At 64.8% G+C, this 10,669-nt stretch carries 12 protein-coding genes; 5 read left to right on the forward strand and 7 right to left on the reverse strand.

The annotated features are described in order from the left end of the window. Positions 1–46 precede the first annotated feature (46 nt). The 4 genes from EJI00_RS17800 to EJI00_RS17815 form a co-directional block, all read right to left on the reverse strand. A complete protein-coding gene (locus tag EJI00_RS17800) occupies positions 47–1,726 on the reverse strand; it encodes a long-chain-fatty-acid--CoA ligase (protein WP_126748825.1) in 1,680 nt (559 codons plus the stop codon). Positions 1,727–1,826: 100 nt separating this feature from the next. Next, complete coding sequence (locus EJI00_RS17805) at positions 1,827–3,251, reverse strand: NAD(P)(+) transhydrogenase (Re/Si-specific) subunit beta (protein WP_126748826.1); 1,425 nt, start codon at positions 3,249–3,251, stop codon at positions 1,827–1,829. Continuing rightward, on the reverse strand, positions 3,248–3,577 hold the full coding sequence (locus EJI00_RS17810; RefSeq protein ID WP_126748827.1) for an NAD(P) transhydrogenase subunit alpha: 330 nt from the start codon (positions 3,575–3,577) through the stop codon (positions 3,248–3,250). Before EJI00_RS17810 ends, EJI00_RS17805 begins: the two co-directional genes overlap by 4 nt. Before the next feature lie 34 nt (positions 3,578–3,611). Continuing rightward, complete coding sequence (locus tag EJI00_RS17815; RefSeq protein WP_126748828.1) at positions 3,612–4,742, reverse strand: Re/Si-specific NAD(P)(+) transhydrogenase subunit alpha; 1,131 nt, start codon at positions 4,740–4,742, stop codon at positions 3,612–3,614. Between the two features lie 443 nt (positions 4,743–5,185). Here EJI00_RS17815 and EJI00_RS17820 point away from each other — a divergent pair, with 443 nt between their 5' ends. The 3 genes from EJI00_RS17820 to EJI00_RS17830 are packed head-to-tail and all read left to right on the forward strand — an operon-like array spanning position 5,186 to position 6,729. Beyond that, the gene (locus EJI00_RS17820; protein ID WP_126748829.1) at positions 5,186–5,899 is read left to right on the forward strand and encodes a response regulator transcription factor; all 714 of its coding nucleotides are present in this window, start codon (positions 5,186–5,188) and stop codon (positions 5,897–5,899) included. A 21-nt stretch (positions 5,900–5,920) separates the two neighbouring features. Then, a complete protein-coding gene (locus EJI00_RS17825; RefSeq protein WP_126748830.1) occupies positions 5,921–6,235 on the forward strand; it encodes a DUF4019 domain-containing protein in 315 nt (104 codons plus the stop codon). Positions 6,236–6,249: 14 nt separating this feature from the next. Beyond that, positions 6,250–6,729 (forward strand): NUDIX hydrolase, encoded by a 480-nt coding sequence (locus EJI00_RS17830; RefSeq protein ID WP_126748831.1) that lies wholly within the window; start codon positions 6,250–6,252, stop codon positions 6,727–6,729. Positions 6,730–6,753: 24 nt separating this feature from the next. On the opposite strand, the gene mnmA is transcribed toward EJI00_RS17830, so the two are convergent. Together mnmA and EJI00_RS17840 are read right to left on the reverse strand one after the other, a co-directional pair. Beyond that, positions 6,754–7,866: a tRNA 2-thiouridine(34) synthase MnmA gene (gene mnmA, locus EJI00_RS17835; RefSeq protein WP_126748832.1), complete on the reverse strand. Its 1,113-nt coding sequence runs from the start codon at positions 7,864–7,866 to the stop codon at positions 6,754–6,756. A 51-nt stretch (positions 7,867–7,917) separates the two neighbouring features. Further along, positions 7,918–8,904 carry an LLM class flavin-dependent oxidoreductase gene (locus EJI00_RS17840; protein ID WP_126748833.1) on the reverse strand — a complete coding sequence of 329 codons (987 nt, stop codon included), beginning with the start codon at positions 8,902–8,904 and terminating at the stop codon, positions 7,918–7,920. Between the two features lie 85 nt (positions 8,905–8,989). Here EJI00_RS17840 and EJI00_RS17845 point away from each other — a divergent pair, with 85 nt between their 5' ends. Beyond that, on the forward strand, positions 8,990–9,169 hold the full coding sequence (locus tag EJI00_RS17845; protein WP_126748834.1) for a hypothetical protein: 180 nt from the start codon (positions 8,990–8,992) through the stop codon (positions 9,167–9,169). A 73-nt stretch (positions 9,170–9,242) separates the two neighbouring features. Here EJI00_RS17845 and EJI00_RS17850 read toward each other — a convergent pair whose 3' ends face one another. Then, entirely contained in the window at positions 9,243–9,623 is a 381-nt protein-coding gene (locus EJI00_RS17850; RefSeq protein ID WP_126748835.1) for a helicase SNF2, read from the reverse strand. 338 nt (positions 9,624–9,961) lie between these two features. Between EJI00_RS17850 and EJI00_RS17855 the strand changes: the two genes are divergently transcribed. Beyond that, positions 9,962–10,669, forward strand: a 708-nt coding sequence (locus EJI00_RS17855; protein WP_148110641.1) for a YebC/PmpR family DNA-binding transcriptional regulator, incomplete at its 3' end; no start/stop codon positions are given.

Here is a 10,669-nt window from a genome sequence, read left to right on the forward strand (position 1 = left end):
CCGCAATATGCAAGATCGATGCCGCCGCCCGACCCGGGCCGAACCCTTACTTTTTGGCGTCGCGCAACTCGCGCCGCAGGATCTTTCCGACGGGTGTCTTCGGCATGTCGGTGCGGAACTCCACGATCCTCGGCTGCTTGTAACCCGTTAGGTTTGCTTTGCAGTATTCGCGAACCTGCGCTTCGGTCAGCGAAGGGTCCTTCTTGACGATCACGAGCTTGACGGCCTCGCCGGTCTTCTCGTCGACGATGCCGACCGCGGCGCATTCGAGCACGCCCGGAATCTGCGCCACCACGTCTTCGACCTCGTTCGGGTACACGTTGAAGCCCGACACCAGGATCATGTCCTTCTTGCGGTCGACCACCTTGAAGTAGCCGCGTTCGTCGACCATGCCGATGTCGCCGGTCTTGAAGTAGCCGTCGGCCGTCATGACCTTGGCGGTTTCGTCGGGCCGCTGCCAGTAGCCCGCCATGACCTGCGGACCCTTGATCGCGATTTCGCCCGGCTGGCCCGGCGGCACTTCGCGGCCCTCGTCGTCGAGCAGCTTGAGCCAGGTGCTCGGCAGCGGCAGGCCGATGGTGCCGGTGTAGGCCTTGCTGTCGGTCGGGTTGCAGGTGGCCGAAGGCGAGGTTTCGGAAAGGCCGTAGCCCTCGCAGATGGGGCAACCGGTTTTCTCGAGCCAGAGCTTTGCCACAGCGGCCTGAACGGCCATGCCACCGCCGACCGAGACCTTGAGGTTCTTCCAGTTGACGGTGTTGAAATCGGGATGGTTCGCCAGTCCGTTGAACAGCGTGTTGACGGCGGGGAAGGTGTGGATCGTGTGCTTGGAGAGTTCCTTCAGCACGCCCGCCAGGTCGCGCGGATTGGGAATGAGGATGAGCTTGCCGCCCGTGCGCATGCTCAGCATCATGCCCACCGTAAAGGCGAAGATGTGATACAGCGGCAGCGCGCAGACGCCGGTGGGCTGCTCGCCGGCCGGAACCTGCGCCATGGCGGGCTCGTTCCAGGCTTCGGACTGCAGCACGTTCGCGATCACGTTGCGGTGCAGCAGCACCGCGCCCTTCGACACGCCCGTGGTGCCGCCGGTGTACTGCAGCACGGCCACGTCGTCGGGGCCGATGACCGGCACCTGAAGCGTGCGGCTCGCGCCCTGGTCGAGCGCATCGTTGAAGCGCACCGCGCCCGGCAGGCTGAACTGGGGCACCAGCTTCTTGACGTTGCGCACCACGTAGTTGACGAGCGCGCCTTTCAGGAAACCGAGCCGGTCGCCCATGGCCGCCAGCACGATGTGCTTGATGGGCGTGGCCGCAATGCACTGCTGCAGCGTGGTGCCGAAGTTTTCCATGATGACGATCGCCTTCGCACCCGAATCCTTGAGCTGGTGCTCGAGCTCACGCGGCGTGTACAGCGGGTTGACGTTCACCAGGATCAGGCCGGCGCGCAGGATGGCCGCCACCGCAATCGGATACTGCGGGCAGTTGGGCATCATGACCGCGACGCGGTCACCCTTGGCCAGCGCCAGGCCTTGCAGGTAAGCCGCGAAGGCCCTGCTGAGCTTGTCGGTCTCCCCGTAGCTCACGTCCCTGCCCATGAAGCTGTAGGCCGTGCGGTCGGCGTACTTGGTAAAGCTCTCTTCCATGAGCGCCACCAGCGACGGGTACTGGGAAGGATCGATATCGGCAGGCACGCCTTGCGGGTAGCTGCCCAGCCAGGGACGATCGGTCATGGATGTGTCTCCTCCAAATCGAGTTTTGAAAAACGAAAACGGCGCACTTGATGGCGCCGCGATGATCGGGCCCGCACTGCGCGGGCGCGGAACCTTTGGCCTATTCGATGGCCTTGCCCATATCTTCCACTACTTTTTTCGCATCGCCAAAGACCATCATCGTTTTGTCCATGTAGAAGAGCTCGTTGTCCAGGCCGGCATAGCCCGCCGCCATGGAGCGCTTGTTCACGATCACCGTCTTGGCCTTGTAGGCCTCCAGGATCGGCATGCCGTAGATCGGGCTGCCCTTGGTGTGCGCGGCCGGGTTCACCACGTCGTTGGCGCCCAGGATGATGGCCACGTCGGCCTGGCCGAATTCACCGTTGATGTCTTCCATTTCGAACACCTGGTCGTAAGGCACTTCGGCCTCGGCCAGCAGCACGTTCATGTGGCCGGGCATGCGGCCCGCCACCGGGTGAATGGCGTACTTCACGGTAATGCCCTTTTCGGTGAGCTTTTGCGCCAACTCCTTCACCGCATGCTGCGCACGTGCCACCGCCAGGCCGTAGCCCGGCACGATGACCACCGTCTCGGCATTGCCCAGCACGAAGGCCGCGTCGTCGGCGCTGCCGCTCTTGACCGGCCGCTGCTCCTTCGCGCCGCCCGTGGCCGCGGCAGCGTCGCCGCCGAAGCCGCCCAGGATCACGTTGAAGAACGAGCGGTTCATGGCCTTGCACATGATGTAGCTCAGGATCGCGCCCGAAGAGCCCACCAGCGAACCGGCCACGATCAGCATTGCGTTGTTCAGGCTGAAGCCGATGCCCGCGGCCGCCCAGCCCGAGTAGCTGTTGAGCATGGACACCACCACCGGCATGTCGGCCCCGCCGATGGGAATGATGATGAGCACGCCCATCACGAAGGCCAGCACCAGCATCGCGAAGAAGGCGGGCCAGCTTTCGGTGAACATGAACACCAGGCCCAGCCCGATGGTGGCCACGCCGAGTACCAGGTTCAGCATGTGCTGGCCGGCAAACTGCACCGGCGCGCCCTGGAACAGGCGGAACTTGTACTTGCCCGACAGCTTGCCGAACGCAATGACCGAGCCGCTGAAAGTGATGGCGCCAATGGCCGCGCCCAGGAACAGCTCGAGCCGGTTGCCCGCGGGAATCATCTCGCCCTTGGGCGTGATGTTGAAGGCGTAGGGCTCGGCCACGGCCGCCACCGCGATGAACACCGCGGCCAGGCCGATCATGCTGTGCATGAAGGCGACCAGCTCGGGCATCTTGGTCATCTCGACCTTGTTGGCCATGTAGGCGCCCAGGCCGCCGCCCAGCACCAGCGCAACCAGCACGTAGCCCAGGCCCGTGAGGTTGCCGCCGGCCAGCTTGTAGATGAGCGCACCGGTCGTCAGCACGGCAATGGCCATGCCGGTCATGCCGAAGATGTTGCCGCGGATGGAGGTGGTGGGATGGGACAGGCCCTTCAGGGCCTGGATGAAGCAGATGCTGGCAACGAGGTACAGCAGCGTGACGAGATTCATGCTCACTTGGCGACTCCCTCTTCAGCCTTGGGTGCGGCCTTCTTTTCTTTCTTCTTGAACATCTCGAGCATGCGCCGCGTGACGAGGAAGCCGCCGAAGACGTTCACCGCGGCCAGCGCCACCGCCAGCACGCCCATGGTCTTGCCCAGACCGGTTTCGGTGAGCGCCGCCGCGAGCATGGCGCCCACGATCACGATGGCCGAGATCGCGTTGGTCACCGCCATGAGCGGCGTGTGCAGCGCGGGCGTCACCGTCCACACCACGTGGTAGCCCACGTAGATGGCCAGCACGAAGATGATCAGGTTGATGACTGTGTGGGAAACGATGTCCATGGGTTCTTCTCCTCGTTCGAACGCTGGGGGCCGCTTACTTCTTCGTGACCTGGCCGTCGTGCGCAACGCGGCAGGCGGCGACGATGTCGTCCTCGAGGTCGATCTTGAGCGCGCCCTCCTTGGTGACGATGAGCTTGAGGAAGTCCAGCACGTTGCGCGCATAGAGCGCCGACGCATCGGCCGCCACCAGCGCGGGAAGATTGGTTTCGCCCACGATGGTCACGCCGTGCTTCACCACCGTGCGGTCGGCCTCCGACAGCGGGCAGTTGCCGCCCACGCCGTCCGGGCCCTTGCCGGCAGCAATGTCGACGATGACCGAGCCGGGCTTCATGGACTTGACCATGTCCTCGGTGATGAGCGTGGGTGCCGCGCGCCCGGGAATGAGTGCGGTGCTGATGACGATGTCTGCCAATGCCACGCGCTTGGCCACCTCGACCTGCTGGCGCGCGAGCCAGCTCGCAGGCATGGGCTTGGCATAGCCGCCGACGCCGACCGCGGCCTCTTTCTCTTCATCGGTGTCGTAGGACACCTCGATGAACTTGCCACCCAGGGATTCGATCTGTTCCTTCACGCTCGGGCGCACGTCCGAAGCCTCGATGACCGCGCCCAGGCGCTTGGCGGTGGCAATCGCCTGCAGGCCGGCCACGCCAACGCCCAGGATGACCACGCGCGCCGCCTTCACGGTGCCGGCGGCGGTCATCAGCATGGGGAAGAAGCGTTGGTATTTGTCGGCCGCCATGATCACGGCCTTGTAGCCGGCAATGTTGGCCTGCGAGCTGAGCACGTCCATGCTCTGGGCCCGGGTGGTGCGCGGTGCGGCTTCGAGCGCAAAGGCCGTGAGCCCGGCCGTGGCCAGCCGCTGGAGGCCGGCGGCGTCGAAAGGATTCAGCATGCCGATGACGACGGTGCCCGGCTTCATCAGCGCGGCTTCGGCGTCGTTCGGCGAGCGCACCTTGAGCACCATGTCGGCCCCGAAGGCGCCCGCCACGTCGGTGATTTCAGCGCCGGCTGCAATGTAGGCGGCATCGGTGACGCTGGCTGCAACGCCGGCTCCGGACTGCACGCGAATGGTGTGCCCCGCAGTGACAAGTTTCTTTACCGTCTCGGGTGTAACGGCCACACGGGTTTCGCTGGCCGTCGTCTCGGCAGGCACGCCTATCAGCATAGAGATCTCCTCAGGGCAAGGGCAACACGGAACGCGGGCAGAGCTTACAGCAAGATTACGGGCATCACTGTCGCCTGAATCGCAGTATCTATTGGCGCTTGATGACCGTGATCATTGCGTTTGTAGCTACATAAATGCTAGCGGTGCCGCTGGGTGGAAACGCTGCCCCCGGTCTGCGCGGGTCATGCGGCTGGCGAGCCCGCTGTTTTCCTGAGGGACTCCCGCCATCCCGGGAAGCCAGCTTCAGCCGCGCGCGAAAGCAGAGGGCGCCAAACCGCCTCAAGCGCAGATATGTTTTCAATTGTTCCCAACTGCCCTCAGTTTGCAGGGAAAAACTTCAATAACGTGCATTAATTGGAGGCAACCTTTATTACCCCAGACGCAGATAGATACACTTCTTCTTCGACGGCTCAGAGCCGGCAAGGTCGGCAGAAGGGGATGGAATGCGTATTGCAGTACTTGATCACGAGCCTGATCAGCTTCAACTGATCAACCAGGCAATGGCGGGGTTCGGGCACGAATGCCACCCCTACACCGAAGGGCACACACTGCTGCAGGCGCTGCGCCGGCAAACCTTCGATCTGCTGATTCTCGATTGGGGCCTGCCCGACATCCGCGGCATCGACGTGGTGAAGACCGTGCGCAACGACCTCAAGAGTCGCCTGCCCATCCTTTTTGTCAACGCCCAACGCGACGACCCCGACGTGGTCGAAGGACTCAATGCCGGCGCCGACGATTTCATGGCCAACCCCGACCGCGCCAAGGAACTCGAAGCCCGCGTCAATGCCCTGCTGCGCCGGTCGTACCCCGCCCAGCACGAAGCCGAGCTGGTGTTCGGCGACTACCACTTCTATCCGCCTTCGCGCATCCTCAAGGTCAAGGGCGTGCAGGTCGACCTGAAGAACCGCGAGTACGAACTGGCCCTGTTCCTGTTCCAGAACCTGGGCCGCCTGCTGTCGCGCGAGTATCTTCACGAGGCGGTATGGGGGCTTGGCGTGGAAGCGCTCTCGCGGTCGCTCGACACCCATATCTCGCGGCTGCGAACCAAGCTCGCCTTGCGTCCTTCGAGCGGATTCCTGCTGCTGGCCATCTACGGCATGGGCTATCGGCTGGAAACGGTCGAGCCGGCCACCCATTCCAGCAGTCTCGCCCGGTAGGCCAGCAAAGGTTTGCCCCAGATGATCGACCGGGGCAAGGTCGAGGAACTCTGGGACGGCGCCACCCCGGCCGCCCGAAAGCGCGTGGCCCGCACCGACTCTCTCTCCAAGGTTTTTCGGAGCCGCTCGGCGCTCGGCGCGCCTTTGCTGCGAACCTGGGTGGCAGTCAACCGCAAGGCCGCGGCCGACCCGGACGCCGACACGGCCGGACAATATGTCAGCATCGAGTACGAGACCCGTTTCAGCAACAAGCCGGATGGCACCGTGCGCGAACTCGTGAGCTTTCACCTGGACCGCTATCGCATCTGGCGCTTCAGCAGCTATATGCTGCGCTAGAAAACGCCCTGCAAATGACGACCTCGCGCTGGAAACCCAATGTCACCGTGGCCGCGGTCATCGAACAGAACGGCCGCTTTCTGCTGATCGAGGAGCACACGGCCCAAGGCCTCAGGCTCAACACGCCGGCGGGGCACCTCGACCCCGGCGAATCGCCCGTCGAGGGCTGCGCCCGCGAAACGCTCGAAGAAACCGCCCATGCCTTCACGCCCACCGCGCTGATCGGCATCTACATGGCGCGCTCTAGTCACCGCACCGGCAGCAAGGAAGACGTGACCTACATGCGCTTTGCCTTTGCCGGAACGCTCGGCCCCGAAGAAGCAGGCCGGCCGCTGGACGAAGGCATTGTGCGCACCGTGTGGATGAGCGCCGATGAAATCCGCGCCAGCGTGCCGCGCCACCGCAGCCCGCTGCTCCTGCAGTGCGTGGAAGACTATCTGGCCGGAAAGCGGTATCCGCTCGATCTGATCCACGTCGATGAATCGGTGCGCTGACAAGCGGCACTGCGCGAAGGCGAATCAGACGATGACGCCGCCCCCAAGGCAGCGCTCGCCGTCGTAGAGCACGGCCGATTGGCCGGGCGTGACGGCCCACTGCGGTTCGCCGAAGCGCAGGCTGAAGGCCGCTTCGCTACCGGCATCCTCCACGTTGGCCATGTCGCAGGCCGCATCGGCCTGGCGGTAGCGCGCCTTCGAGCCATAGCTGCCGGGCCCGGGCGCCTCGCCGGAAACCCAGCTCGCATCGCCCGCCGTGAGCGCGGAAGACAGCAGCCAGGGATGGTCATGCCCCTGCACCACCCACAACGTGTTCTTCTCGACGTCCTTGCGCGCCACGAACCACGGCGAGTGGTCGCCCGACCCGCGCTGCGCGCTCTTGTCCTTGACACCGCCGATCCCCAGCCCCTGCCGCTGGCCCAGCGTGTAGAAGCTCAGGCCCTGGTGCTCTCCGAGCTTGCGGCCGCGATCGTCCTTGATCGGCCCCGGCTCCTTGGAGATGTAGCGGTTCAGGAACTCGCGGAACGGCCGTTCGCCGATGAAGCAGATACCGGTCGAATCCTTCTTCTTCGCGTTGGGCAGGCCGATCTCTTCGGCAATGCGGCGCACTTCCGTCTTGTGCAGTTCGCCGACGGGGAACAGCGTTTTCGACAGCTGCGCCTGGTTAAGCCGATGCAGAAAATAGCTCTGATCCTTGGACGGGTCGAGCCCCTTGAGCAGTTCGTGCTTGCCCGTGGCCTCGTTCAGCCGCACGCGCGCGTAGTGGCCAGTGGCGATCTTCTCGGCGCCCAGCCGCATCGCATGGTCGAGAAAGGCCTTGAACTTGATTTCGGCATTGCACAGCACGTCGGGGTTGGGCGTCCGGCCGGCCTTGTATTCGCGCAAAAATTCGGCGAACACGCGGTCCTTGTAGTCGGCCGCAAAATTGACGTGTTCGATCTCGATGCCCAGCACGTCGGCCACGCTGGCGGCGTCCACGAAGTCGATGTTCGACGAGCAGTACTCGCTGTCGTCGTCTTCTTCCCAGTTCTTCATGAAGATGCCGACCACCTCGTGCCCCTGCTTCTTGAGCAGGTGCGCCGTCACCGCGGAATCGACTCCGCCGCTCAGTCCCACCACGATCCGTTGCTTTTCCATAAGCCCGCCATTGTCCCAGCCCCGCGCCCCGGGGCGGCGGCGTGGGGGAAATCAGCCCTGGCTGCGCAGGCCGGCCAACAGCTCGTACGAGCGCAGCCGCGCCACGTGGTCGAACACCTGCGAGGTGATCATCAGCTCGTCGGCGCCCGTGCGTTCGATGAAGGCCTGCACGCCTTCGCGCACCCTGGCGGGAGAGCCCACGGCCGAACACGACAGCACCGAGTCGAGCAGCGCGTTCTCCGCCGGGCCGACCTTCTGCCGATAGTTTTCGACAGGCGGCGGCAGGCGCCCCGGCCGGCCGCTGCGCAGGTTCACGAAGGCCTGCTGCCATGAGGTGGCGCGGAATTCCGCCTCTTCATCGGTATCGGCCACGAACACGTTGAAGCCCAGCATCACATACGGCTTCTGCAACTGGGCCGAGGGCTTGAAGGTCTCGCGATAGATCTGGATCGCCTGCATGAGCTGCTGCGGCGCAAAGTGCGAGGCAAACGCATAGGGCAGGCCCAGGTGCGCGGCCAGCTGGGCGCCGAAGGTGCTCGAGCCCAGAATCCACACCGGCACTTCGAGCCCCGCGCCGGGCACCGCGCGCACGGGCTGCTGCGGTTCCTTGGACATGAAGTCCATCAGCTCGACCACGTCCTGCGGAAAGCGATCGGCGTCGGACTCGAGATTGCGGCGCAGCGCGCGCGCGGTGCGCTGGTCGGAGCCGGGCGCGCGGCCCAGGCCGAGGTCGATGCGCCCCGGATACAGAGACTCCAGCGTGCCGAACTGCTCGGCAATCACCAGCGGCGAATGGTTGGGCAGCATCACGCCGCCGGCGCCGATGCGGATGGTCGAGGTGCCCGCCCCGATGTAAGACAGCAGCACCGCGGTCGCGGCGCTCGCAATGCCCGGCATGCCGTGGTGCTCGGCCAGCCAGTAGCGCGTGTAGCCGAGCTTTTCGCCGTGCTGCGCGAGCGAGAGCGAGTTGCGGAACGACTGCGCGGCGTCGCTGCCCTCGGTGATCGGGGAGAGGTCGAGGATCGAGAACGGAATCATGGGCCGGATGATCGCGCGATCCGGCGGTCCTTGCTCGTGCAGGCTATTCCATGCTCTGGTAGGCAGCTCAGGCCGGGCACCCGGCGTGTACCCGCGCGGCTTCGACGGCGCCGTGCTGGAAGTCGAAGGCGAGGAAACGGCCACGGCCTACCTGCCGGCCTGGACCGATGTGCAGTGGATATCCCTGGAAGACACGCCGGCGGACTTCTGGTCGCCCTGGTCCGACCCGCTGTTGGCCGAGCTGCGGCTGGCCGCCGAGCGCTGACGACAAGACAGAAAAGGAAAAAGCCGGCCACGCTTTCGCATGGCCGGCTTCTGGAGCGGACGCGCGCCGAGGATTACAGCGGCAGCGAGTCGCCGCGAGCAGCAGCGCGGGCTGCGGCACGCACCGTGGCGCGGTCCACCGTGCTGGCAACGATGGGTGCCACGCCAGCCGAAGCGCCCTCGGCATACGGATCAGCGCTGCGGGCGGCTGCAACGGCGTCGGCGCGGACTGCATCGCGGCTGGTCGACGAAACGAACACTTGGGCCGGGCCTGCGTTGGCGCCGGTGGCATAGGGGTTGGCGCTGTGCGCGGCAACCACGGCCTGGCTGGCGACTTCGGCGCGGCTGGCGGCCGAAGTCAGTTGATGCACGCCTTCATAGGTTTCGGCGTGGGCGGCACCGGCAACGGCCATGAGGGCAACAGCAACGGCGGAGAGGATCTTCGAGGCGTTCATTTTGATTTCCTTCAATTCAGTTCAGTTTTGACTTTGGATGATTTCGAACCGGTCTTGGGTGGGTCACCGTCCCTTCGGGGGGCGGCCACCTCGCTCGGGGCCCTGTTCACCCAGATCGGCTTGGGGCCGGTCTGTGAGATGAATTGTGCGCCGTTCTCTAAGTAAAAACCCTCATTAAAAGGAACCTCGGCGTTCACAGAACGGAAACAATGGAAGGCCAGGAGGCGCAAGACCCGAGCTGCCTGGAAGAAAATCGCAGCCCGCGGGCTGCGGCTAAAGTAGTCGCCCCAAACCGGCTGTCCAGCAACGCCGTACACACAACACACAGGAACATCAGCATGGGCGCACAGTGGAAAGCAAAGCACAAGGACCTGGCCGCCAATGCCAAGGGCCGGCTGTTCGGAAAGCTGGCCAAGGAAATCATGATCGCCGCGCGCAGCGGCGCCGATCCGGCCTCGAACGCACGGCTGCGGCTGGTGGTGGAGCAGGCCCGCAAGGTCTCGATGCCCAAGGACACGCTGGACCGCGCCATCAAGAAAGGCGCCGGGCTCACAGGCGAGGCGGTGAACTTCGAGCATGTGATCTACGAAGGCTTTGCGCCGCACCAGGTGCCCGTGATGATCGAATGCCTCACGGACAACGTGAACCGAACCGCGCCTGAAATGCGCGTGCTGTTCCGCAAGGGCCAGCTGGGCACCTCGGGCTCGGTGTCATGGGATTTCGACCATCTGGGCATGATCGAGGCCGAGCCCTCGCGGCCCGACGCCGACGCCGAAGTGGCCGCCATCGAAGCGGGTGCGCAAGATTTCGAGCCGGCCGGCGAGAACGGTGCCACCGTGTTCCTGACCGACCCCACCGATCTCGACCTCGTGAGCCGCGCGCTGCCGGCCCAGGGCTTCACCGTGCTCTCGGCCAAGCTGGGCTACAAGCCCAAGAACCCGGTCGATCCTGCCAGCCTCAGCGCCGAACACCTGGAAGAGGTGGAAGTCTTCCTGGCGGCCATCGACGCGAACGACGACGTGCAGAACGTGTTCGTGGGCTTGGCC

This window comes from Variovorax sp. DXTD-1 (assembly GCF_003984625.1).
Classification (GTDB): Bacteria; Pseudomonadota; Gammaproteobacteria; order Burkholderiales; family Burkholderiaceae_C; genus Variovorax.

Bases quoted from the DNA above. Each gene is read 5' to 3' on its own strand.
- EJI00_RS17800 (WP_126748825.1), bottom strand. From the start codon at position 1,726: ATGACCGATCGTCCCTGGCTGGGCAGCTACCCGCAAGGCGTGCCTGCC.
- EJI00_RS17810 (WP_126748827.1), bottom strand. From the start codon at position 3,577: ATGGACATCGTTTCCCACACAGTCATCAACCTGATCATCTTCGTGCTG.
- EJI00_RS17815 (WP_126748828.1), bottom strand. From the start codon at position 4,742: ATGCTGATAGGCGTGCCTGCCGAGACGACGGCCAGCGAAACCCGTGTG.
- EJI00_RS17820 (WP_126748829.1), top strand. From the start codon at position 5,186: ATGCGTATTGCAGTACTTGATCACGAGCCTGATCAGCTTCAACTGATC.
- EJI00_RS17825 (WP_126748830.1), top strand. From the start codon at position 5,921: ATGATCGACCGGGGCAAGGTCGAGGAACTCTGGGACGGCGCCACCCCG.
- EJI00_RS17830 (WP_126748831.1), top strand. From the start codon at position 6,250: ATGACGACCTCGCGCTGGAAACCCAATGTCACCGTGGCCGCGGTCATC.
- mnmA (WP_126748832.1), bottom strand. From the start codon at position 7,866: ATGGAAAAGCAACGGATCGTGGTGGGACTGAGCGGCGGAGTCGATTCC.
- EJI00_RS17840 (WP_126748833.1), bottom strand. From the start codon at position 8,904: ATGATTCCGTTCTCGATCCTCGACCTCTCCCCGATCACCGAGGGCAGC.
- EJI00_RS17850 (WP_126748835.1), bottom strand. From the start codon at position 9,623: ATGAACGCCTCGAAGATCCTCTCCGCCGTTGCTGTTGCCCTCATGGCC.